The following is a 23,448-nucleotide window of genomic DNA, read 5'->3' on the forward strand; positions in this document are numbered from 1 at the left end:
ACCTTGCGTTTAGCGTTCTGCAAAGTGACCCTACAGAACGCGATCCTCGTTAGTGACTCTGCTGTCTGTTGCCAGACCCGGCGTTGAGGCCCACCGGTGCAGAGGCTAGCCGTATTAAGCGGCTAAAGCGTAGTTTTCGTCGTTTGCGACTATTTTTTTTCAGATGGATTTACGAGGTAGACTGATCCTCGGTATGCCCTGCGCTGCTTTGCAACCCACGTCGAAACCAGATCGTCCCCGGTATTCGTTTTGGTAGTGTATAGGATGGTGTTGAAACCAGAAAGTTCAAGTCCTATAAGTGGGTCATTCTAACAGAATTAATACGTGCTTCTTTAGGACACCTCTAAAAATCCAAATTTTGTCACAACACCTTGTTGCTTACAAAAAATGTTTCCTTACATATCAGTTATATGCTGCTTCACCATTTTTTGCTCGGACTTTGTTTTGTTTAAGCCCTGGGTTTTTAGAGGCGCCCTTTACAGATAATTCAGTAATTCTTTGGGATGGTCAATTAGATACCGGGCACCCCAGGTTTCGGGCGGCTGGTCGTTACCCAAATAGCCATAGCGGGCAACGATGGGTTGCATGCCTGCCGCTAGACTGGCCTGGACATCGCGTATGTCGTCTCCCAGATAAATACAGTGGATAGGTGAGATGGCTATTTTGTTGCTGGCGGTCAGTAGTGGTTCCGGGTGTGGTTTGGTATTGGTGGTTTCATCGCCGCAAATGACGCAGGCAACCCGCTGAGCCAAGCCGAGCATTTCGATCAATGGGTGCGCGAAACGTGCGGGCTTGTTGGTTACAATGCCCCAAGGTAGATTGCGTGTTTCCAAATGGTCCAGCAATTCATCAACACCCGGAAACAAGCAGGTGTCGTGGCATAGGCGCTGTGTATAGAAATCAAGGAATTCATCGCGCATGGATTCATAGTCATTATCACCCGGCTTGATATTGAAACCGAGTCCCAGCAATCCCCTTGAACCGGCTGATGCCTGGGTGCGGATCTGTTCAATAGGAAGTGCAGGCAAACCGCGTGCGGTGCGTTGCCGGTTCAGGGCATGGCCGAGATCGGGAGCGGTGTCAGCCAGCGTTCCATCAAAATCGAAAAGGACTGCTTTAATCATTAGTCAGAAGTTAAGTGGTGAAAATTACATTGTGCTGGGGAATTTAAGGAATATTTGCGAATCAACAGTATAGATTTCTCGCTATGCTCGAAATGACAATTATTCAGCAGCTCCTTAAATTAGCTGCGATAGGCCATGATGTAGTTAACGTCGGTATCATCTTCCAACGCATAGACTTTGGTGATCGGGTTGTATGTCATGCCGATCAATTTTTCATCCGTCAACCCTGCATTTCGTGCCATGCGCGCAAGTTCGGATGGTTTGATAAATTTGGCGTATTCATGCGTGCCGCGTGGCAGCATTTTTAATACGTATTCAGCACCAATGATGGCAAACAGATAGGCTTTCGGATTGCGGTTGATGGTTGAGAAAAAAACCCATCCTTTGGGTTTGGCTAGCTGAGTGCATGAGCGAATAACGCTCATCGGATCAGGTACATGCTCGAGCATTTCCATGCAGGTGACTACATCATAGTGTTGCGGTTGTTCTTTTGCCAAGGATTCGACTGTAATCTTACGATAATCAACTTGGTGACCACTTTCCAGCAAGTGTAGCTTGGCAACCTTAAGCGCTTTATCGCTGAGATCAATACCGGTTACATGCGCGCCTTTGGATACCATGCCTTCGGATAAAATGCCGCCGCCGCATCCTACATCCAGAACGGTTTTTCCTTCCAATCCTTCAACCAATTCATCAATGTAATTAAGGCGCAATGGATTGATTTCATGCAGTGGTTTGAATTCACTGTTCGGATCCCACCAGCGGTGTGCAAGTTGGCTGAATTTCTCAAGTTCCAGCGGATCAGCATTAATGCCGTCATTTTCCATTTGTGTTCCTTTATGCGGATTATCTTGATGTTGTGGCAATACGTTCTTGCCAGTAAGCAGTACGATATTGCAGTTCAAGCGGGTTCAATGTAGTCAATTTTTTATCGTTCAGCAGCATTCTACCATTTACCCATACATGGCTCACTTGCTCTCGGCTTGCTGTGTATACCAAATGTGAAGCTGGATCATAGCAGGGTGTGAGATTTAGATCGGAAAAATTGATTGCTGCGATATCAGCCGCTTTTCCAACGACTAATGAACCGGTTATTTCTCCCAATCCCAAAGCATTGGCACCATTCAGGGTGGCCATTCTGAGTGCTTGATGCGCAGGCAGGGAATCGGCTCGGCCACTGGTTGCTTTTGCCAGGAGTGCCGCTTGTCGTATTTCTTCAAACATATCCAGGCGATTGTTACTGCCTGCGCCGTCTGTACCGAGGCCAACATTAACGCCCTGACTCAATAGCGCAGGAATCGGCGCAAAACCACTGGCAAGCTTCATGTTGGATGATGGGCAGTGCGCAACGCTGCAGCCATATTGATGCACGAGTTTAATTTCATAGTCTGTCAGATGCACCATGTGCACCGCAATCAAATTTGGGCTGAGCAGTCCTAATTGATGCAGACGCTCAACTGGCCGTATGCCATTGGTTTCCAGACTGATGCGGATTTCATCCTGAGTTTCGTGTAAGTGGGTGTGAATGGGGGTATTGAGCTGCTCTGAGTAAGTCAGGATACTGCTAAATGTTTTGTCGCTGACAGTATACGGTGCGTGCGGTGCAAAACAGAAGGAAAGCAGCGGGTGCTGGTAATATTGATCACGTAATTTCAGCCCTTTAGCCAGATAATCGTCGGCGTCACTGGCATAAGCAGTTGGAAAATCAATCACAATCATACCAATCGCAGCGCGCATTCCTGAGTGGATTGCGGCTTCAACACAGGATTCCGGGAAAAAATACATGTCATTGAAACAGGTAATACCGCCTTGGATCATTTCTGCACAGGCAAGCTGAGTGCCATCCAGTACAAATTGGGCATCTACATGTTGATTCTCGATTGGCCAGATGTGTTTGCTGAGCCATTCCATCAGAGGTAAATCATCGGCAAATCCACGCATCAGTGTCATGGCCGCGTGGGTATGCAAGTTGATGAGCCCTGGGATCAGTGCATGATCGTTCAGTGTTATGGTTTGCTGAGGTTTGTAACGCAGTTTGGCTTCGGATATTGGCAGAATATCTCTGATGATTCCTTTATCTATTGCGATGGCGTGTTGATTCAGTGTGATTCTAGCCGGCTCAATGGGAATAATCCATTTCGCTTCTATTACGGTGTCAATTTCTAGCCGGTCATTCATGCATTATGCAATGTGTAGAAAGAAAAAAGCCCTGCACAGTATGGCAGGGCTTTTTTGAGAAAAAATAACGATACCGCTTATTTTGTACCTGCTACTTCGATTTCAACGCGGCGATCGGGTGCGAGGCAATCAATCAATGCTTTGGTTTTTTTCTCACCAACACAGCTATTACCCGTTACTGGGTTTGCTTCACCTTTGCCATCAACAAAGACGCGGCTGGGTTCTATGCCTCTTGAAACCAAATGGGCTTTGACTGATTCAGCGCGGCGAACAGAGAGTTTTTTGTTGTAATCATCGGATCCAATGCGATCTGCATAGCCGACAGCAATGATGAGGTCATACTTAACACCTTGTATGGCACTGACAAACTCGTTCAATGCTTGAATACCATTTGGTTTTAATGTTGCACGATCAAAATCAAATAATGCATCTGCGGAGAATGTGATTTTCTCTGGAGCCGTTGTGGCTGCCGCTGCTGATGCTGCCGCTGCTGGTGCCGCAGCAACTTCGGTTTTTTTAGCCAGATCTGGATCGCATTCAGGAATAGCCATAGCAGGTGTCCAGTAGCCAGTCTGCCAACACAAACCGGTTGTGTTTCTGGCAACTACGCCACGATCATCAACACCATAAGCTTCCGGTTTTTTTACAGATTGATCTTGATCAATGCCTGTTGCTTGTGCCAAGACAGCACCAGAAAACATTGCTGGTATAAGAACCATTCCAATAAGAGTATTTTTGGCTGATATTTTTTTCATGATGTTGTCCTTTTAATGAAAACTATGTTTCTAAGAGTTCTGGTGGTAATGCAAAAATTGCTTTACCAATACAATTGAAAGTCTTTGCTATTCTACTACTTCAAGTTTATAAGTGTTCAATTATCAGTTTGTTTGCTTATTATCTCAAATTAATATGTTGTTTAATTGCAACAAATATGTGTTGTTATTTTGAGCGGAATGGAGTTAATAATTTAGTATCATTGTTGAACGGTCAACAATCAGCTTTCATTAGAGAAATAGCCGTATGGTGGTTAAAAATGACTGTTTGTATTCTGTCTTATTATCGAAATAGAGTTAAAGCCGGTGAATTATTGATCTATCAGACGTATACTGCCCATCGGTTTAGAACGTGAAATTTCACAAACAGATTTACTTGCAAAGAAAATTCATCATATCACTATTCAACGGCGGGAATTCGTAGTATGGCAGATGAAACGGCAGCTTTAACCTTGTTAGCACAGAATCTGTGTCGTAAATATGGTCACCATACAGCGGTACAAAATGTGAACGTCGAATTAAGGCGCGGGGAAGTGTTAGGGTTACTTGGGCCGAATGGCGCGGGTAAAACTACAACGATGCGTATGCTGACGGGTAACCTTGCACCCAGTACCGGCAGTATAGAAATTTGCGGCATCGATATGTTGGATAAACCGCGAGAAGCCAAATCGCATTTAGGTTTTTTACCTGAGATTCCCCCACTTTATCATGACATGACCGTCGACGAATATTTGTTGCTGGCCGCCCGATTGCATCGTATCAACAAGCATACGTTACAAGCTGTGTTGGATAATGTGAAACAGCGTTGTGGTCTGGAAGTTCAAGGCAGGCATGTGATTGGCACATTGTCGAAGGGATATCAACAACGCGTGGGCATTGCGCAAGCTATTATTCACAATCCCGATGTCATTATTCTTGATGAACCAACAGTGGGCCTTGATCCTAATCAAATGCGTGAAATTCGCGCATTGATCAGGGAGCTGGGCGTATCCAGTAGTGTTATCTTATCAACGCATATATTGTCTGAGGTAGAGAGCGTATGTGACCGGGTGCAGATAATGCATAAAGGTAGCGTGGTATTTGATCAAACTATGGCCGAATTGCAGCAGCAGGGCACCAGTCTGGAGGCGGTATTTACGCAACTTACACAGTGATGAAAGAACAGGAGTCTTCAAAATGATTGTTACCATTATCCGTAAGGAGTTGAGTATGTTGTTCATCTCTCCTTTGGCCTGGATATTGCTGGCTTTGATACAACTCATACTCACCTGGGTTTTTCTGATTCGACTGGATGCATTTCTGGAGATACAGTCTCAATTGATGCAAATTGCTAATCCCCCGGGAATTACGGAAATCATTATTTCCCCTGTGTTTGCAATGGCAGCCATTATTTTATTGATGGTTACGCCATTATTATCCATGCGTTTGCTGGCTGAAGAACGCCGAAATCACACGCTGACATTATTGATTTCAGCGCCGGTTTCCATAACGGATATTGTGATTGGTAAATTTCTGGGCCTAATGGTTTTCTTTTTGGCTGTAATTACCCTGATAGTTGCATTATCTATTTCATTACTCCTTGGCGGTGCGCTGGATTTTGGCTTATTACTCAGTAATACGCTTGGCCTATTGCTGTTGACGGCATGTTTTTCTGCGCTGGGTCTTTATATTTCCAGCTTGACGGCGCAGCCGGTAATTGCTGCGATTGGCGCCTTGGGCGTGTTGTTAGGATTGTGGATAATCAATCTGGCTGCAAGTGAAACAGATGGATGGTTACAATATTTTTCTTTGCTGAAGCATTTCGAGCAGTTTAATCAGGGTTTAATTGATACCTTGAGTATCGCTTATTTTATTTTATTTATCGTTACCTTCCTGGTGTTAACGATTCGCCGCTTGGATGGAGAGCGATTGCATGGGTAAGCTTAAAAGTTACGCAAATGATTACGCTGAATAAAAAATTAAGATTGCATTACTTGATACAAAATGGCGCATTTGTCATTTTGCTACTGCTGCTGGTTATTTTGCTGGGTTATCTTGCAGTACAAACCCGATTGCAATGGGATGTTAGTCAGAATGGCCGTAATAGCCTGAGTGAGGCGAGTGTTGAGATACTGCAAAAATTGCAAGGGCCGGTTCAAGTGACAGCTTATGCCACTGAGCAGCATGCGCAATTGGGAGATATTCGCAAGATTATTACCGACTTTGTGGCACTTTATCAGCGTGTGAGACCAGATCTTTCTCTGACATTTATTGATCCGGTGGCGCAACCTATATTGACGCAGGAAGCGGATGTTCAGGTGAATGGTGAGATGGTAATCAAGTTTAATCAGCGCGTTGAACATCTCACAGCCATCAATGAACAGGCATTTTCCAACGCATTGATGCGATTGGCGCGCGCTGAAGACAAACTAATCGTGGCATTGGGCGGTCATGGGGAACGCAGGCTTGATGGGAGTGCCAACTACGATTTAGGGGAATTTGGCAGGCATTTGCGCACAAATGGTTTTAACAGTCAGTCATTAAACCTTGCCATTGAGCAGGATGTTCCCGTAAATGCGAGCATGTTGATGATTGCTTCTCCACAGACGGATTTATTGCCGGGAGAAGTGGATAAGCTACTGAATCATATTGACCGCGGCGGCAACCTATTGTGGCTGGTGGATCAGGGATCATTACGTGGACTATTGCCCTTGGCAGAGAAATTACGCTTAACACTCACTCCAGGTGTTGTTGTTGACCCTCAGGCAGAACAGCTTAAAGCGCCGATAACATTTGCTTTGGGTGCGATTTATGGGCAGCACGTCATCACCGATAATTTTGAATATATTACGGTGTTTCCGTTTGCGCGTCAGATAACGATTGATGAGAGTGAAGAATGGAGCAACGTTTTGCTGGTTGAAACGGCACAGCAAGGCTGGGTGGAAACCGGTGACCTGAATAGCGAGATTACCTTTGATCAAGCTGATGATGTGGCGGGTCCGATCACTATTGCAGTGACTTTGACGCGTAATATTCAGGATCGCGAGCAGCGAGTTGTTGTTGTCGGTAGCGGGCATTTTCTTGCTAATACGTACCTCGGGAACGGCAGTAACTTAGATTTTGGTATTAATCTGATCAATTGGCTCACAGGCGATGAAGAATTGATTGTAATTCAGCCACGCGCGACGCTGGATAGCAATCTAATCTTAAGTGAATCAGAGCTGACTTTGGTCGTGATTGGTTTTCTTGTTTTATTGCCGGTACTGTTTTTGGTGAGCGGGACGGTTATTTGGTGGCGCCGCCGAAGAAAAATATAAAAAATGACTCATCACGCGCGACTTAATCTGATCATGTTTGCTACGATTGCCGGCTTGGCGGTGTTTCTGCATTTCAGACCGCAATCTCCGGATATTCATAAATACCCGCTTTCAACCAGTCCGGTTGAGGCCGTACAGAGCCTACGTATTGTGAGGCAACAACAAGAGATTGCACTGCAGCAATTGGATAATCACTGGTATCTGGTAAAGCCGGTTCAAGCTCGTGCTGACGAAAGAAAGATCGCGGAAATTCTGGAAGTTCTGACGGTGAGTAGTAATCAACGTTTGCCTCTGGCAGATCTAGAGCGTTTTGGTCTGGATCAACCCAATGTGCAGTTGTATCTTAATGACGAGTATTTTGGTTTTGGCGGATTCGCACCCACGACCAATCAACAATATGTGGCGACAGGCGATCAGGTATATTTGATTTCCCCGCGCTATGTGCTCGCTTTGCCATCAAGCGCCAGCGACCTGATCAATCCACAGTTACTGGCATCCAATGAAATTCCAGTTAAATTTGAGTTGAATCATTTGACGGTAGAATTTCAGAATGAGAATTGGCGCATCACCATGCAACATTCAGGCGAAGCACTTGACGAAGATACAATAGGAAATTGGATTCAGTTATGGCAAACGGTGCATGCCAGAGAGTTGATATTGGAGCAAGCGTTAGGCTCTGATTTTGTTGTTAAGGGTTTCATTAAAATCACTTTGCAAGATGGACAGGAAATCAAACTGAGAATTCTGCAGAATGAATTCTCAATAGTGTTGTTACGTGTTAAAGATAGGTTCGGTTATCAGTTTCCGATAGATGTGGGTCAGCAGTTACTCGACCCACATCGGATAAAATTAAACCAGATATTGCCTGAGCACTGATGCCGGAATTACCAGAAGTCGAAACAACACTGCGGGGTATTGCGCCGCATCTGCTGGGGCAATCCGTGGCAAATGTAATTATCCGCAATCCTAGGTTACGCTGGCCGATACCGGGCAATTTGCCGGAGTTGTTGGCGGGTTTAACGATCCAGGCAGTGACACGTCGGGGCAAATATCTTTTGCTTGATTGCGGTGTCGGAACGTTGATTCTTCATCTGGGTATGTCAGGGAGTTTGCGCATACTGCCGTATAGATTGATGCAATCAATAGAACAGCCCCAGAAGCATGATCATTTTGATTTGATCTTAAGTGATCAGACCGTTCTGAGGCTGCGAGACCCGCGCCGTTTTGGTGCGGTATTATGGCATGCGGGGGATATTCTGCAGCACTCGCTTCTGATGAATCTTGGTCCCGAGCCGTTGACGGCAGATTTTAATGCGCAGCAATTATTTAAGAGAACCAGAAACTGTCACGCCAGTATTAAACAAACACTGATGAATAGCCATGTAGTCGTCGGTATTGGTAATATTTATGCGAATGAAGCTTTGTTTCTAGCAGGAATCAATCCCAAAATAGCTGCTGGTAGAATCGGTATGACGCGTTATGAAAGACTGGTTCAAGCGGTAAAACAAATTTTGCAGCAGGCAATCGAAGCGGGCGGCAGTAGTTTGCGCGATTTTGTTAATAGTGATGGAAATCCTGGGTATTTTCAGCAGCAATATTGGGTTTATGGGCGTGGTGGGCAACACTGTAAAAAATGTGATCATGAGATTAAACAAATCAGACAAAGTCAGCGCTCCAGCTTTTATTGTCAGCGTTGTCAGCATTGACTGACGCCCGCATAGCGCTGTAGTTTAATTTCTGAAGACAGACAATTTGTTTGTAATTACAAAATCATTTACTTTGCAGATGAATCAATTAACATAACAACAGGGTTAATATGAATATCACATTCATTGGCGGCGGCAATATGGCGTCTGCTTTAATCAGCGGATTGTTGCAGCAAGGTTATACAGCAGAGCAGCTTCGTGTAGTGGAGATAAATGCAGAAAGCCGTGAGAAAATAAAACATACATTAGGCGTTTCGGCCGTCGCGGATCTTGCCGATGGGGTCAAGGGCAGTGATGTAATTTTATTGGCTGTAAAACCGCAGCAATTATTTGAATTGACCCAGAGGCTTACGTCATTATTGAATAGCCAGCTGATCATATCGATTGCGGCGGGTATTCGTGCGACTGATATCATACGTTGGTTGGGTGATTATGCGCGGGTAGTGCGTGCAATGCCTAACACACCTTCTCTGGTACGTAGCGGTGTTGCCGGCCTTTATGCTGCGCCAGGCGTGGATGAGCTAGATAAAAAGAATGCTGAATCGATTCTGGCGGCGGTAGGTTCGACACTTTGGGTGGATGATGAGGAAATGCTGCACACTGTGACGGCTATTTCCGGCAGCGGCCCTGCTTATGTTTTTTATTTTATTGAATCCATGCAGCAAGCAGGGATAGAATTGGGCTTGACGTCAGTTCAAGCCAGGCAACTCAGTTTGCAGACATTTTCTGGTGCTAGCAAACTGGCTAGCTTGAGTGATGAAGATGTGGCTGTATTGCGCGCTCGGGTGACATCAAAAGGTGGTACAACGGAACAAGCAATACAGGCTATGGAAAAAAATGATATTCAGTGTAAGATCATAGCCGCCGTTCATGCTGCGAACAGGCGTTCACGAGAATTGAGTGATGAGTTCAGCAGAATTTAAATCTTGATAGAGCCAGTTGTGATTTCTTAATTATCAATTACAGTTTTTCCGGAAAACTCTTATGTCCAATCAGATCTTAATTTTTCTTCTTGATACTATCTTGGGTTTGCTTTCCTTGGCGTTGCTACTGCGGTTTTATTTTCAATTATTACGCGTTCCCTACTACAACTCGATATCCCAATTCCTTATCGCCGTGACTGATTTTATCGTGCGGCCTGCGCGTCGTGTTATTCCTGGTTGGGCTGGCATAGATTTATCCACGCTGATCCTCGCTTGGTTAATGGAATGTATGATCGTTACCAGTGTTTATATGGTGCAGGGATATGATTTTGAAGCTAATATTGGTGCTGCATCAGGCGTTATGGGGTTGCTGGGCATCGTTGAGATTATTAAAATAACACTCTATATTGTGTTGATAATGATTATTATGCAGGCTGTTCTGTCTTGGGTTAATCCGCATAGTCCGTTAGCGCCATTACTGGATAGTTTTACGCGGCCATTCCTGGCCGTCTTTCGTAAGCGCATTCCACCGATAGCCAATGTTGATTTATCTCCATTGTTTGTGTTGATCTTAATTCAAGTGCTGCTGATGATAGTGGCTGGCATGCATAGGGAAATCATTACCATACTCCTTTAGGGTATTAAGGCTATCATGGGCTGGTATCGGTATGATGATGCAAATAATCTTGTTTTGACATTGCATATCCAGACGGGTGCAAAAAATACTGAAGCAGCTGGATTGCATGGCGACGCGCTGAGGATAAAACTTGCGGCCGTACCGGTAGAAGGTAAAGCAAATGCCGCACTACTGAAGTTCCTTGCTAAGCATTTCGATGTGCCGCTATGCCAAGTGATGCTGAAACAAGGTGATAAATCGCGGCATAAAGTGATAGTAATTCAGCAACCTGGTTGTGACCCGGATGTATTATATAACGAGTTGCAAAGTTGATTATCAATGTACTTCTCTATTAAAGAAATGCGATGGAATTGATTCTGTGGCGCCACGCTGAAGCTGAAGATGGTTTTCCGGATGCAGCCCGTAAGCTGACAGAGAAAGGATTAGATCAAGCAAAACGTATGTCTGATTGGCTCAAATCGGAATTGCCGGAAAATACACTGGTGATAGCCAGTCCGGCGCAGCGTACGCAACAAACCGCGATGGCACTGAGATCTGATTTTGTAACCAATAATGAAATAGGCCCAGGTGCTGGTGTAGAGAGTATTCTTACCGCGGCTAACTGGCCCAATGCACAAGGCGCTGTTGTTATAGTCGGCCATCAACCTACATTGGGTGAGGTTGCCAGTTATCTGGTCCCGGTTATCCCTCCTGGGTTGCGTGTTAAGAAAGGCTCCGTGTGGTGGATCCGGTATCAGGAAAAAGACAATATTATTGAACCAGTGCTTCATTCCGTGATCTATCCAGACATGCTATGAGTTTTGATTGGACTTGCTTTTTGATCACATTCAGGCACCATGCCTCGATTAATTTTGTTTAATAAACCCTATGGTGTGATTTGCCAATTTACACCAGAAAACGGTCATCAATCATTAAAAGACTTTATTCCATTAACGGGCTTTTATCCGGCGGGTAGACTGGATGCTGATAGTGAGGGCTTGGTTCTATTAACAGATGATGGAAAATTGCAGAATAGGATTAGCAATCCGGAGTTTAAACTCCCTAAAACATATTGGGTACAAGTTGAAGGTGAACCCGATGAGATTGCATTAAATAAGTTACGCCAAGGTATAGTTCTGAATGATTTCAAAACACGGCCCGCACAAGCATTTCTGATGGATGAGCCCAACCATCTTTGGCAGCGGATTCCCCCCGTTCGTTACCGCAAGCATATCGCAACTACCTGGATGTCTTTGGTTCTCAGTGAGGGTAAAAATCGTCAAGTAAGGCGGATGACGGCAGCGGTTTTATTTCCTACTTTGCGATTGATTCGTTATGCAATCGGAAAATACACCCTGCAGGGGATTGCTTCCGGAGAATGGCGCATACTGAATGACTCTGCACTGGAAAGGTGAAAGATTATCAATTTCTTCAGAATGCTATTTGTTTGGAAAATGAAGTTTGGTTTTACTGAAACCATTTATTTTAAACAGATAATTGATACGGATTAATATTTCTTTTCTCTAAAGTGTTAATATAAAAATTATGTAAAGAAGTGGTAAAGAGTAAATACTTCATGTACAGTAAATGAAAAAATGACGTTAATGATTTATTAGTATGTAAGTTGAGTGAAGTGCAATGGTTTGGAGGGTGTTTGTTTTTATTTATCAGGTCTGCGCCTCGGTAGGCCATTAAAAGGATGGTAACTCTATGATTTCTGATTTTCTTACTTTAATCTCTGGTGCGATTGATATGCCGTGGTGGGGCTATGTCGTCGTTACCTTGGTTTTTACGCATATTACAATTGCGGGTATTACAATTTATCTTCACCGCCATTCAGCGCATAGAGCGTTGGAGTTGCATGCGATACCGAGTCATTTTTTCCGTTTCTGGTTGTGGTTAACTACCGGAATGGTTACAAAACAGTGGACGGCGGTTCATCGTAAGCACCATGCAAAATGTGAAACCAAGGATGATCCACATAGTCCTGTTGTTGTCGGTATCATGAAAGTGTTAAGTGAAGGCTCGGAGCTCTACAGAGCAGAAGCAAAGAATCAGGAGACCCTGGAAAGGTATGGGTACGGTACGCCTGATGATTGGATAGAACGTAACATTTACACTAAGCATAGTGCAAAAGGTGTCGCATTAATGTTGATTATTAATGTAATCCTATTTGGTCCGATTGGTATTACTATTTGGGCGGTGCAAATGTTATGGGCTCCTATTTTTGCTGCAGGTATTATCAATGGTGTTGGCCATTATTGGGGATACCGGAATTTCCAGGCAGAAGATGCCAGCAGGAATATCGTTCCTTGGGGCATTTTAATCGGTGGTGAAGAATTACATAATAATCACCATGCTTATGCAACATCAGCAAGACTATCCAATAAATGGTACGAGTTTGATATTGGTTGGATGTATATTCGTATTTTGGAGATGATGGGGCTTGCAAAGGTCAAGAAAGTTGCGCCTAAATTGCGTATTAATAAGGAAAAAACCCAATGCGATTCAGATACGTTGCAAGCTGTTATTTCTCATCGCTATGAGGTTCTTGCCAAATATACGAAATCGTTGAAAGCGACTTTTGCGAAAGAAATGGTTCACTTGAAAGAAGCGACGACGCAATATGGTGTGGATAATTCTACTCTGAAGCGTTGGATCTTGGCTGATTCGAAAACTTTGCAAGAGCATGAACGCGAAAAACTAAGTCAAGTGCTCAGTAATGCTAAAACACTCGATAAAGTTTATACCATGCGTGAGGAATTAGCTGAAATCTGGCAACGCTCTACTGCGTCAACTGAAGAACTGGTCAAGCAGTTGGAGGATTGGTGCCGACGTGCAGAGGAAAGTGGTATCGAAGTGTTGCAGGCTTTTTCTCAGCGATTACGTTGCTATGCATAAATAGTATTGATGGAACTCTAAGATTCCCAATAAAAAACCCGCCACCAAAGCGGGTTTTTTATTGGGAATCTTAGTTTATTTCATATTTATTTAAGCTTTGTTTCTTTGTATTTAACGTGCTTTCGTGCGACAGGATCAAACTTCATTAACTCCAATTTCTCGGGTTTTGCACGTTTATTTTTTGTGGTTGTATAGAAATGACCTGTCCCAGCTGAGGATTCAAGTTTTATCTTTTCACGCATTGTGATGACTCCTTAACTTACTTCGATTAGTTTCTTAAACGCTTTTGCCTTCTGAGCGCATTTTGGCGATCACTGAATCTATGCCATTCTTATCGATCGTGCGTAATGCAGCATTAGATAATCGTAAATTAATCCAGCGATTTTCGCTTTCAACCCAGAACTTGCGGCGTTGCAGATTAGGCAAGAAACGTCTTTTGGTTTTATTGTTTGCGTGAGAAACATTGTTGCCGGACATCGGCTTCTTGCCGGTTACTTCACATACTCGTGCCATAATAGCGCACTCCAAGAATTCTTAAAAAGAGAGATTATATCCTGATTTTAGGTATTTACTCAAATGTAACTGTTTAAATATTCATGAGTGATGTGAGTATTTATCAAAAGTAGATATAAATTCACAATGCTTTCTAAATCCAATACGATTTATTCTCGATATTTTCGTTCAAATTAAATCATGCTCGGCAAATGATAGGGTAGTACCATTACCAACAATAAAGTGATCCAATACTTTAACATCAATCATAGCCAATGCTTGTTTCAGGGACTGGGTAAGCACTTTGTCAGCATGACTAGGCTCGGCCACGCCAGAAGGGTGATTGTGCGCAAAAATGATGGCCGCTGCATTGTGATATAAAGCGCGTTTGATGACTTCCCGAGGATAAACGCTGGCTTGTGTCAATGTGCCGCTAAATAACTCTTCAGTAGCAATGGTATAATTTTTTGCATCCAGAAAAATACCGAGAAAGACTTCGTGTTGTTTATTTGCCAGACTCAGGCGTAGAAAATCTCGAACCAACTGCGGTGAATTCATTGCGTCTCCGCTCTTTAGCTCCTCACTTAGCGCACGGCGTGCCATTTCTAACACGGCTTGTAGTTGTGTATATTTTGCAATTCCCATGCCGGGTAATTGACAGAAACTAGTCTGATTGGCCGTAAATATATTGGTTAGATTACCGAAATGTAGAAGTAATTCTCTTGCGAGATCTACGGCGCTTTTCCCGGTTATACCGGTACGTAGAAATATGGCCAGCAGTTCTGTATCAGAAAGGGCGGTGACGCCTTTCTGCAATAGTTTTTCTCGTGGTCGCTCAGATATAGGCCAATTTGAAATCGCCATAAAATATGGTTGATCGCTAAGTCATGTAAAATAAGATCGATTGTATGTAAGTACGTCACAATCAGTTGTTGAGATAGCCAGTTCTACTATTTTTATTTTACTGATAGCGGCATGCAGTGCAGCTATATTGAGTAGAATGAGCAAACAGGTGCTTATTTTATTAATATATACTTTAATTAACAACAACTTAGTAATTTATTTGGTTTATTCAGAGAAATCTTCTAATATGACAACATATTCATCTTCTCTATCTAAGAAGCGCCTGTTACTTGGTATAACAGGCGGCGTGGCTGCTTACAAAGCAGCGGAATTGGCGCGCCTACTAACACAAGATGGGATTGAAATACAGACGGTAATGACACGATCTGCTTGTCATTTTGTTGGGCCAGCAACATTCCAGTCACTGACAAATAATCCGGTTCATACCGATTTATGGGAAACCAATGCTGCACATAACATGGCGCATATTAATCTATCCCGTAATGTTGATATGATTTTGGTGGCACCTGCTAGTGCTGATTTTATTGCTAGACTTGCCGGTGGCATGGCAGATGATCTATTGGCGACATTATGCTTGGCGCGTGATTGTCCGCTCATAATAGCACCCGCTATGAATCGGCAAATGTGGGAGAATCCCGCGACACAACGTAATTTGTCTTTGTTGCAACATGATGGTGTCAAAATAATCGGCCCGGCGAGTGGTGCACAGGCTTGTGGTGAAATGGGGATGGGTCGTATGCTGGAAGCCAGCGAGCTGGCAGAAATGGTGCGAGCTGCGTTTCAGACAGATGGCTTATTGCAAGGCAAAAAAGTTCTGGTGACAGCCGGACCGACGTTTGAAGCAATTGATGCCGTGCGGGGTATCACCAACAAAAGTTCCGGAAAAATGGGGTATGCCGTTGCTCGGGCTGCAGTCGAAGCGGGTGCAACGGTTACCCTTGTTTCTGGCCCGACATGTTTGGTACCGCCAGCAGTAGACAAGCTCATTCATGTGGTAAGTGCAGAGGACATGTTGCATGCCGTGCAAGTAGAAATGTCGCAGTCTGATATTTTTATCAGTGTTGCGGCCGTTGCTGACTATCGTGTGGCAAAATCCAGTCAGCAGAAGATAAAAAAATCTGATAAAAAGTTATCAATAGAGTTGATTCCCAATCCGGATATTCTGATGCTGGTATCCAGTTTGCCCGAGCCACCTTTTTGCGTTGGCTTTGCAGCAGAAACAGAGGATCTTGAGAAAAATGCAGAAATGAAGCGGCGCAAAAAGAATTTGCCCTTATTGGTTGCCAATTTGGCTCAAGATGCCATCGGTGCTGATGAGAGTGAGTTGATTTTGCTGGATGATGCCGGTAAGCATGTTCTTCCCAAAGCATCAAAAATGGAACAAGCGCGGTATTTGATAAAACATATTAATTTGCTTTACAAGCAATAAAAGAAAGATACTGATACTTAAGCATATGAAAAAAATTGATATCAAAATTCTGGATGAACGTTTAAATGAACAGCTACCTGCCTATGCCACACCGGGTTCAGCGGGTCTGGATTTGCGTGCTTGTATTGAGCTGCCTGTCACGATCAATCCGGGTGAAACCCATCTGATTCCAACAGGAATCGCATTGCATCTAGCCGATACGGGTCTGGCCGCATTGGTGCTGCCACGTTCTGGATTGGGTCACAAGCATGGGATTGTATTGGGAAATCTGGTGGGTTTGATTGACTCGGATTATCAGGGGCAGGTTTTTGTTTCCTGCTGGAATCGTGGACAGACTTCGTTTCACCTTAATCCCTTGGAACGTATCGCGCAGCTTGTCGTAGTTCCCGTTGTGCAGGTTGAATTCAACAGAGTGGATAATTTTGACCAGAGCGATCGGGGTGAAGATGGTTTCGGCAGTACAGGCAAGCATTGATATGTGTTAATTCGACACCGTTTTTGCTTTGCTGGCGATAGTTTCTGCGGATTCCAGTTCCTTGGAAATAAACCCTATCCCATAGAAAATGGACGATACACACTTCTGGCAGAACCAGCGCATACCCAACATGAGTATGCGCTGGTTCTCAGCAAGGAAAATAGCCGCAGGAAATCAAGTTGCTGGACTGGAGAAAGCACCCGCAGCCAATTGATATTCTAGTGCAGGCGGGGGAGCATTCCTTTTAATCCGCGCATCATCTTGGACATTCCGCCTTTACTCATCATTTTCATCATTTTTTTGGCTTGCTCGAATTGTGCCAATAAACGATTAACTTCTTGTACAGAAACACCTGCTCCTGCGGCGATTCGTCGTTTACGTGAAGCTTTCAGGATTTCAGGTTTGATACGTTCTTGCTTTGTCATGGAATTAATAATGCCTTCCGTCCGGCTGATTATTTTGTCGTCCACTTTTACATTTTGTGCGGCCTGACTTAACTGCGCAGGCAATTTGTCCATCAGTGCGCTCATCCCGCCCATATTGCGCATTTGTTGAAATTGTGCCTTGAAATCATCTAAGTCAAATGCCTTGCCCGATTTCATTTTCTTCATCAACTTCTCAGCTTCTTGCTGATCAGCGCTGCGGTGTGCTTCTTCAATCAACCCAAGCACATCCCCCATGCCCAGAATACGCGATGCCATCCGGTCAGGATAAAACGCTTCCAATCCGGTTAATTTTTCCGCAACGCCGGTAAATTTGATGGGTTTTCCGGTAATGTGTTTGACCGATAGCGCTGCGCCACCACGCGCATCACCGTCCAATTTAGTGAGTATGACGCCGGTTAAGGGAAGTGCATCGGAAAATGCTTTGGCTGTATTAACCGCATCTTGCCCTTGCATCGCATCGACAACAAACAAAGTTTCAATCGGTTTTAACAATGCTTCAAGTTCACTGATCTCCTGCATCATGGCTTCATCAATGCCTAATCGGCCAGCAGTATCCACGATCATTACATCATGATGATGCCTGCGTGCATAATCCAATGCAGCGGCACCAATTTCGCCAGGTTTTTGTCCATCCTTAACGGGGAAAAAATCAGCACCGGTTTGGCCAGCCAGAATTTCCAGTTGATGAATAGCAGCTGGACGGTAGATATCGCACGAAACTAATAATACTTTCTTTTTCTTTTGTTCTATTAGCCACTTGGCCAGCTTGCCGCTGCTGGTAGTTTTACCGGCGCCTTGCAATCCCGCCATAAGAATAACGGCGGGAGGTACTGTGGAAAGATTCAGATCAACTTTCTCTCCACCCATAATCGTAATTAACTCTTGATGAACCACCCCAACTAGTGCTTGTCCAGGTGTGAGGCTATTCATGACTTCATGACCCACGGCTTTTTCTTTAACGCGCGCAATGAAATCTTTGACTACCGGTAAAGCCACATCAGCTTCCAGTAATGCCATACGGACCTCGCGCAAGGCATCTTGTATATTGCTTTCAGTAAGCCTTGCTTCGCCGCGTAATGTTTTAATGACACCGTTAAGACGGCTGGTCAGATTGTCAAACATACTTAAACCTCACAGAAACGATCGTTATAGAACAAAGTGATCATTCAAATTTTAATAAATATCCGGGTTAGCTCTTTGAATTTGTTAAAGCGCCATGTAGACTAAACAGTTATTCCGGCCTCTTAATATTTGTACTATCAATGACCAGCATTTTAACTTATCTCGCAGCCTTTTTGCTTTATATACTGATCGGTTGGTTTTTTTGGCGAAATACTTGGTATCAAGCACCATCAAAAGCTAGTGATCGTGTACTGGTGACGATTACCTGGGCACATTATGCGATGCTTGCTCCCTTGTTATTGCATGCCATGACGTTGTATCAGTCGATGTTTGTTGGCGCAGGCCTTAGTTTTGGTTTGAGTAATGCGATTTCAACCATTGTCTGGCTAACTGCATTCATTTACTGGTTCTCGGGTTTTTTTAATCGTTTACAGGGATTGCAAACCTTGGTTGCGCCCGTTGCAGCAGCGGCAGCCATCGCGGTGTTATTGCCGTTATTTTTTCCATCGTTACGTCCTCTTGATAACACCGAATTGCCTGCATTTAAAGCGCACTTACTGGTTGCTATGATGGCCTATAGCCTATTGACGATAGCGGCGGTACACGCATTATTGATGACCGTAGTCGAACGCCATTTACATCACCCTGCCACCCGCTCGATACTGACAAATCTGCCGCCACTGCTGGCGATGGAAAAACTATTGTTCCACATCATTTGGATTGGATTTATTTTACTTACTTTGACGCTCCTGAGCGGCGTAGTGTTTTCAAAAGAAGTATTCGGTCAACCGCTAACATTCTCACACAAAACGTTGTTTGGTTTTATCTCCTGGGGAGTATTCGCAGCACTGTTGGCCGGCAGACAACTCTACGGCTGGCGGGGACGGATAGCCATTCGTTGGACCCTGGTGGGATTTATTACACTATTGCTCGCCTATATCGGCAGCAAGTTTGTGTTGGAGATCATATTAAATCGCTAATCGGCTGATACCAGTCTTTTGTGACGGGTGATCAGAACTTCGGAATGTTCTACTGTCCTACAGAAAACTGGCAGATTAGCTTTTCGTGCGATGGATTCGAACAACTTCTTTGAGATGCCGCAGGCCACGTATAACCTGTGCAAGATGGGATCTATTGTTGATTTGCAGGATAAAACGCATATGCATGAAATCATTCTCGTTCTCCATGGCGATATCGTCAATATTTGATTCGGCTTTGGCTATTTCAGCAGCGACTCGTGCCAGTACGCCTTGTTTATTTACTGTCGTAACTTTGATACCGGATTCAAACGTTCTAGTAATATCTTTACCCCATGCTACATCCAGGTAGTTTTCCGAGTTCTTCTGACTACTGGTGACATTAGCGCAATTATGCGTATGGATGATCAATCCGGAGTCTTTCTTGATCACCCCGACAATGGCATCCCCGGGGATAGGGCGGCAGCATTTGGCAAATTGAACGGTCAATCCTTCTGTCCCCAATATGGTAATTGGACCAGCTATCTGGTCACTGGAGACGGATTCCAATGGGGATGTCAGCCTTTTTGCTACGACTGCAGGGAGTTGTTTTCCCAGAGTCATTTCAGTGAGTAATTCTTCCTTGGATTTGACGCCACTGTCGCGTACTAATTTTTCCCATTGCGTATCATTTATTGTGTCAGGATTAATATTAAAAGACAGTAGCGCCTGATTTAACATGCGTTCACCCAATTTGACCGATTCGTCATATTGAATTGTTTTTAGAAAGTGGCGAATGTGTGAGCGCGCTCTTCCGGTTGCCACATAACTGAGCCAGGAAGGATTCGGTTTCGCATACGGTGCTGTGACGATTTCTACGCGATCACCACTTTTTAGTTTGGTGCGCAGTGGTGCGTTCTCACCATTAATCTTGACAGCTACACAACAATTACCCACATCGGAATGAACTGCATAAGCAAAATCGACGGCGGTGGAGCCTCGCGGGAGTGTTAGAATTTTTCCTTGCGGGGTAAAAACAAAAACATCGCCTGGAAACAAGTCGATTTTAAGGTGTTCCAGAAACTCCAAAGAATCTGTCGAGCCGCTGAGTGTTTCCAGTAAATTCTGCAACCATTGGCTGGTTTGCAAATGCAGATCATTAAAATCTGCATCTGAGCTTTTGTAGAGCCAGTGCGAAGCAACGCCATTCTCGGCAATCCGGTGCATTTCTGCGGTGCGAATTTGTATTTCTATCGGAATGCCGAACGGACCCAATAAAGTATTGTGTAACGATTGATAACCATTGGTTTTGGGGATTGCAATATAGTCCTTAAATTTACCAGGAATTGGTTTATACAAGCTATGTAACATGCCCAGTGCTACATAGCACGAAGGAATATCTTTAACAATAACACGGAAGCCATAAATATCCAGTACTTCAGAAAAGGATAAATGTTTCTCGACCATTTTCATATAAATGCTATAGAGATGCTTCTCGCGTCCAGTGACTTCCGCATTCAATCCCGATTCTTTTAACTTTAGATCAATGGCTTCTAGAATCTTTCCAACGATTTCACGACGATTGCCGCGCGCCGCTTTGGTTGCTTTGACCAACACTTTATAGCGCATGGGATATGAATAGCGAAAACCCAGTTCTTGTAATTCTTGGTAGATATTGTTGAGTCCCAGCCGATGCGCGATCGGTGCATAAATTTCGAGGGTCTCACGTGCAATGCTTCGTTGTTTGGCAGGGAGCATGGCTTCAAGTGTTCGCATATTGTGCAGCCGATCAGCCAGTTTGATGAGTATGACACGTACATCTCGCGCCATCGCCAGCAGCATCTTGCGGAAATTCTCAGCCTGTGCTTCTTCCTGTGTCTGAAATTCAATTTTAGTGAGTTTAGATACACCATCAACCAGTTCTGCTACCGGTTCGCCAAATCTTTCACTGATTTCAGCTTTTGAGATATCCGTGTCTTCTACGACATCATGCAATAAGGCGGCTGTCAGCGTGGGCGTATCGAGATGCAGTGTACAGAGGATCCTGGCTACTGCTACTGGATGAGAAATATAGGGTTCGCCTGATTTCCGGAATTGTCCGGAATGAGCGCCTTGACCAAATGAATAAGCATTTCTGAGTTGATTAATATCTTCTGGTTTAAGATATTGGGAGGTTTCAGAAAATAGAAGTTCTGCTTCAGGCATGGAATTCGATTAGTTTGGCGTGCATCAGGTAAGTTATTTTAACTTTCTTCAAAATAACTTTAACTTGGATTGGCTGTCTTTTGCAAGCCGGGTTTGTGCTATTAAATCTTTAAACTACTTAAATCAACCTTTGGTGCGATTATGTGCAGGGTTTTATTTGGTTGATGATTACCAAGTACTACAAAGATATTATCAATGCTTGACAGCATCTTCATAGCATTGAATCGGCACTACATGTTTTTGGGATTGAGGATATCCAAACCTATTTTGCCTTGCGCCAGCTCGCGCAGTGCGATGACGGTCGGTTTGTCGCGTGCAGGATCCACCATAGGCGCGGAGCCTATGGCCAATTGCCTGGCGCGTACTGTAGCAACTAAAGTCATATCAAATCTGTTGGGAATTTGCTTTATACAATCATCAACGGTAATTCGTGCCATGGTATTTATCTCGGTTATTTATGGAGTTACAAACAGATGCTGAAATTTTTTTAAAAAACTATGCCATTTATTTATAGGAACTGGCTATGACAATTGGGCGATCAATGCATGATATTTTATCAGCTGCCGCGCCTTTTTTAAGTGCTCAGCCCTGACAACGCAGATCAGATCATTAAGCGCATCTTCCAGCTTATCGTTGATAATAACATAATCAAACTCAATAAGATGGCCGACTTCTTCGCGTGCTGCAGCAAGTCTTTTCTCAATGATTCCCGGATTATCTTGGGCCCTTGTTTTTAGTCGCGTTGCCAGGGTGTCAGCCGAAGGCGGGAGAATAAAGATGCCAATGGATTCGGGGAGAATTTGTTGTATTTGCTTTGCTCCCTGACAGTCGATCTCGAGTAAGATATCTTGCCCTGAAGCGATAGCGCTATCGATCCATTTTTGCGAGGTACCATAAAGATTGCCATAAACTTCTGCACTTTCCACGAATTCTCCATTTCGAAGCATTTGTCTGAATGTTTCTTCATCGACGAAATGATAGTCACGGCCATTGACTTCTCCGGAACGCGGCGGGCGTGTAGTATGTGAAATAGACAGACTCAGATTTATGTCTGACTGGAGTAACGCTCTGACCAGACTGGTTTTTCCGGTGCCAGATGGTGCGCTGATAATAAATAAGCAGCCTGTCATTTTTGTCATCTTGTACCTATTGTTTATTTATCTGTGTGATCAGATATTTTATCTCGAGTTAAAAGCTGTCAGTGCTTGACCTTTTAATGTTCTGATCAGCCTTGTTTCTTCAGCAGTAATTCCTTCAGGTGCATCCAATGCGCGGTCTGCATAAAATAGGCCAATGGGTTTTTCGTTTGCTACCAAAGGGAGCACAATAAAACTGCGTGCATCGGGTAATAGATCCACATGCCATTGGGGTATTAGTTTGCGAATTTTGGGGATGTAGGCGTCTGAAATTAGCAAATCTACATTCTTCTTCAGGGCAAGATGAAACAGATCATTAGACGGTGCAGTTGGGAAGTTAAATGCCTTTTGATACTCCATATTATTACTGCCCAGAGAACTGCGTGCACGAAACAGATTTATTTTTTGATCTCTAAGGCAAAGCGTGATGAAACGAAAACCTAGGCTATTATAATAAGTTTCCAGAACTAACATGATTAAATCCTCAAGCCTATACTTGCCAGATGACATAATTTCGGTAACGTCTTGCACACCGGCTAATAATAATGCGGATGCATTATAAGGTTTGCCACTGGGGTAACACTGAGTAATTCCTGGGCTATTGTTTTCATCATCGCTTAACAACAGCTCATTAAGTGAATCTTCTAAAGAAGTATCAAATTCTGCCTGTGTCGTGTGCGGATTGATTTTGCTACTTTTGTCAGCGATGAGTAAATTTGCATTGATTAAGTAAGTCCGGGTTTCCGCGGAAGCACTCAGTATCAATTGATCCAATTTATATTTATCCAGATGAAGTGCTCTGCCAA

At 44.0% G+C, this 23,448-nt stretch carries 26 protein-coding genes, 1 other RNA gene and 1 pseudogene; 15 read left to right on the plus strand and 13 right to left on the minus strand.

The window, feature by feature from the left end; all coding sequences use genetic code 11:
• The 5 genes from ssrA to QZ942_RS11060 all read right to left on the minus strand — a co-directional run.
• Positions 1–239: a transfer-messenger RNA gene (gene ssrA / locus QZ942_RS11040) on the minus strand; the annotation flags it as partial.
• Positions 240–476: 237 nt separating this feature from the next.
• Positions 477–1,124 carry an HAD-IA family hydrolase gene (locus QZ942_RS11045; RefSeq protein ID WP_292995537.1) on the minus strand — a complete coding sequence of 216 codons (648 nt, stop codon included), beginning with the start codon at positions 1,122–1,124 and terminating at the stop codon, positions 477–479.
• Between the two features lie 119 nt (positions 1,125–1,243).
• A complete protein-coding gene (ubiG, locus tag QZ942_RS11050) occupies positions 1,244–1,951 on the minus strand; it encodes a bifunctional 2-polyprenyl-6-hydroxyphenol methylase/3-demethylubiquinol 3-O-methyltransferase UbiG (RefSeq protein WP_292995570.1) in 708 nt (235 codons plus the stop codon).
• A 19-nt stretch (positions 1,952–1,970) separates the two neighbouring features.
• A complete protein-coding gene (locus tag QZ942_RS11055; protein WP_292995539.1) occupies positions 1,971–3,302 on the minus strand; it encodes a TRZ/ATZ family hydrolase in 1,332 nt (443 codons plus the stop codon).
• Between the two features lie 77 nt (positions 3,303–3,379).
• A complete protein-coding gene (locus QZ942_RS11060; protein ID WP_292995541.1) occupies positions 3,380–4,057 on the minus strand; it encodes an OmpA family protein in 678 nt (225 codons plus the stop codon).
• A 443-nt stretch (positions 4,058–4,500) separates the two neighbouring features.
• On the opposite strand from QZ942_RS11060, the gene QZ942_RS11065 reads away from it, so the two are divergent.
• The 11 genes from QZ942_RS11065 (at position 4,501) to QZ942_RS11115 (ending at position 13,517) form a co-directional block, all read left to right on the plus strand.
• Positions 4,501–5,229, plus strand: a complete 729-nt coding sequence (locus QZ942_RS11065; protein ID WP_292995543.1) for an ABC transporter ATP-binding protein — start codon at positions 4,501–4,503, stop codon at positions 5,227–5,229.
• A 22-nt stretch (positions 5,230–5,251) separates the two neighbouring features.
• Positions 5,252–5,995, plus strand: a complete 744-nt coding sequence (locus QZ942_RS11070) for an ABC transporter permease subunit (protein WP_292995545.1) — start codon at positions 5,252–5,254, stop codon at positions 5,993–5,995.
• Between the two features lie 17 nt (positions 5,996–6,012).
• Entirely contained in the window at positions 6,013–7,371 is a 1,359-nt protein-coding gene (locus QZ942_RS11075) for a GldG family protein (RefSeq protein ID WP_292995547.1), read from the plus strand.
• Positions 7,372–7,374: 3 nt separating this feature from the next.
• Positions 7,375–8,247 carry a DUF4340 domain-containing protein gene (locus QZ942_RS11080; RefSeq protein WP_292995549.1) on the plus strand — a complete coding sequence of 291 codons (873 nt, stop codon included), beginning with the start codon at positions 7,375–7,377 and terminating at the stop codon, positions 8,245–8,247.
• On the plus strand, positions 8,247–9,077 hold the full coding sequence (gene mutM / locus QZ942_RS11085; RefSeq protein WP_292995551.1) for a bifunctional DNA-formamidopyrimidine glycosylase/DNA-(apurinic or apyrimidinic site) lyase: 831 nt from the start codon (positions 8,247–8,249) through the stop codon (positions 9,075–9,077). The genes QZ942_RS11080 and mutM overlap by 1 nt, the downstream gene beginning before the upstream one ends.
• A 110-nt stretch (positions 9,078–9,187) precedes the next feature.
• Positions 9,188–10,000 carry a pyrroline-5-carboxylate reductase gene (gene proC / locus QZ942_RS11090; protein ID WP_292995553.1) on the plus strand — a complete coding sequence of 271 codons (813 nt, stop codon included), beginning with the start codon at positions 9,188–9,190 and terminating at the stop codon, positions 9,998–10,000.
• 61 nt (positions 10,001–10,061) lie between these two features.
• On the plus strand, positions 10,062–10,637 hold the full coding sequence (locus QZ942_RS11095; protein WP_292995555.1) for a YggT family protein: 576 nt from the start codon (positions 10,062–10,064) through the stop codon (positions 10,635–10,637).
• Positions 10,638–10,652: 15 nt separating this feature from the next.
• Positions 10,653–10,949 (plus strand): DUF167 family protein, encoded by a 297-nt coding sequence (locus QZ942_RS11100; RefSeq protein ID WP_292995557.1) that lies wholly within the window; start codon positions 10,653–10,655, stop codon positions 10,947–10,949.
• 32 nt (positions 10,950–10,981) lie between these two features.
• Positions 10,982–11,434, plus strand: a complete 453-nt coding sequence (locus QZ942_RS11105) for a histidine phosphatase family protein (RefSeq protein WP_292995558.1) — start codon at positions 10,982–10,984, stop codon at positions 11,432–11,434.
• A 39-nt stretch (positions 11,435–11,473) separates the two neighbouring features.
• Positions 11,474–12,031: a pseudouridine synthase gene (locus tag QZ942_RS11110; RefSeq protein ID WP_292995559.1), complete on the plus strand. Its 558-nt coding sequence runs from the start codon at positions 11,474–11,476 to the stop codon at positions 12,029–12,031.
• Between the two features lie 295 nt (positions 12,032–12,326).
• A complete protein-coding gene (locus tag QZ942_RS11115) occupies positions 12,327–13,517 on the plus strand; it encodes a fatty acid desaturase (protein ID WP_292995560.1) in 1,191 nt (396 codons plus the stop codon).
• An 86-nt stretch (positions 13,518–13,603) separates the two neighbouring features.
• On the opposite strand, the gene rpmG is transcribed toward QZ942_RS11115, so the two are convergent.
• The 3 genes from rpmG to radC all read right to left on the minus strand — a co-directional run bounded on the left by rpmG (position 13,604) and on the right by radC (position 14,873).
• On the minus strand, positions 13,604–13,759 hold the full coding sequence (gene rpmG, locus QZ942_RS11120; RefSeq protein WP_013966630.1) for a 50S ribosomal protein L33: 156 nt from the start codon (positions 13,757–13,759) through the stop codon (positions 13,604–13,606).
• Positions 13,760–13,793: 34 nt separating this feature from the next.
• Positions 13,794–14,030, minus strand: coding sequence for a 50S ribosomal protein L28 (rpmB, locus tag QZ942_RS11125; protein WP_292929568.1), 237 nt, complete (start codon positions 14,028–14,030; stop codon positions 13,794–13,796).
• Positions 14,031–14,198: 168 nt separating this feature from the next.
• A complete protein-coding gene (radC, locus tag QZ942_RS11130) occupies positions 14,199–14,873 on the minus strand; it encodes a DNA repair protein RadC (protein WP_292995561.1) in 675 nt (224 codons plus the stop codon).
• A gap of 226 nt (positions 14,874–15,099) precedes the next feature.
• Here radC and coaBC point away from each other — a divergent pair, with 226 nt between their 5' ends.
• The 3 genes from coaBC (at position 15,100) to QZ942_RS11145 (ending at position 16,991) form a co-directional block, all read left to right on the plus strand.
• The gene (gene coaBC / locus QZ942_RS11135) at positions 15,100–16,302 is read left to right on the plus strand and encodes a bifunctional phosphopantothenoylcysteine decarboxylase/phosphopantothenate--cysteine ligase CoaBC (RefSeq protein WP_292995562.1); all 1,203 of its coding nucleotides are present in this window, start codon (positions 15,100–15,102) and stop codon (positions 16,300–16,302) included.
• A gap of 25 nt (positions 16,303–16,327) precedes the next feature.
• Positions 16,328–16,777 carry a dUTP diphosphatase gene (gene dut / locus QZ942_RS11140; RefSeq protein ID WP_292995563.1) on the plus strand — a complete coding sequence of 150 codons (450 nt, stop codon included), beginning with the start codon at positions 16,328–16,330 and terminating at the stop codon, positions 16,775–16,777.
• 88 nt (positions 16,778–16,865) lie between these two features.
• Positions 16,866–16,991 carry a hypothetical protein gene (locus QZ942_RS11145; protein WP_292995564.1) on the plus strand — a complete coding sequence of 42 codons (126 nt, stop codon included), beginning with the start codon at positions 16,866–16,868 and terminating at the stop codon, positions 16,989–16,991.
• A gap of 4 nt (positions 16,992–16,995) precedes the next feature.
• On the opposite strand, the gene ffh is transcribed toward QZ942_RS11145, so the two are convergent.
• Positions 16,996–18,345, minus strand: a complete 1,350-nt coding sequence (gene ffh / locus QZ942_RS11150; protein ID WP_292995565.1) for a signal recognition particle protein — start codon at positions 18,343–18,345, stop codon at positions 16,996–16,998.
• 140 nt (positions 18,346–18,485) lie between these two features.
• Here ffh and ccsA point away from each other — a divergent pair, with 140 nt between their 5' ends.
• On the plus strand, positions 18,486–19,325 hold the full coding sequence (ccsA, locus tag QZ942_RS11155; RefSeq protein WP_292995566.1) for a cytochrome c biogenesis protein CcsA: 840 nt from the start codon (positions 18,486–18,488) through the stop codon (positions 19,323–19,325).
• Between the two features lie 75 nt (positions 19,326–19,400).
• On the opposite strand, the gene QZ942_RS11160 is transcribed toward ccsA, so the two are convergent.
• The 4 genes and pseudogenes from QZ942_RS11160 to QZ942_RS11175 all read right to left on the minus strand — a co-directional run.
• Positions 19,401–21,506: a bifunctional (p)ppGpp synthetase/guanosine-3',5'-bis(diphosphate) 3'-pyrophosphohydrolase gene (locus QZ942_RS11160; RefSeq protein ID WP_292995567.1), complete on the minus strand. Its 2,106-nt coding sequence runs from the start codon at positions 21,504–21,506 to the stop codon at positions 19,401–19,403.
• Positions 21,507–21,736: 230 nt separating this feature from the next.
• Positions 21,737–21,943: a DNA-directed RNA polymerase subunit omega gene (rpoZ, locus tag QZ942_RS11165; protein WP_292995568.1), complete on the minus strand. Its 207-nt coding sequence runs from the start codon at positions 21,941–21,943 to the stop codon at positions 21,737–21,739.
• 84 nt (positions 21,944–22,027) lie between these two features.
• Positions 22,028–22,645 carry a guanylate kinase gene (gene gmk, locus QZ942_RS11170; RefSeq protein ID WP_292995569.1) on the minus strand — a complete coding sequence of 206 codons (618 nt, stop codon included), beginning with the start codon at positions 22,643–22,645 and terminating at the stop codon, positions 22,028–22,030.
• A gap of 39 nt (positions 22,646–22,684) precedes the next feature.
• Positions 22,685–23,448: pseudogene (locus QZ942_RS11175) on the minus strand (histidine kinase); the annotation flags it as partial.

Origin of the sequence: Nitrosomonas sp., assembly GCF_021731985.1 — a bacterium.
GTDB lineage: Bacteria > Pseudomonadota > Gammaproteobacteria > Burkholderiales > Nitrosomonadaceae > Nitrosomonas.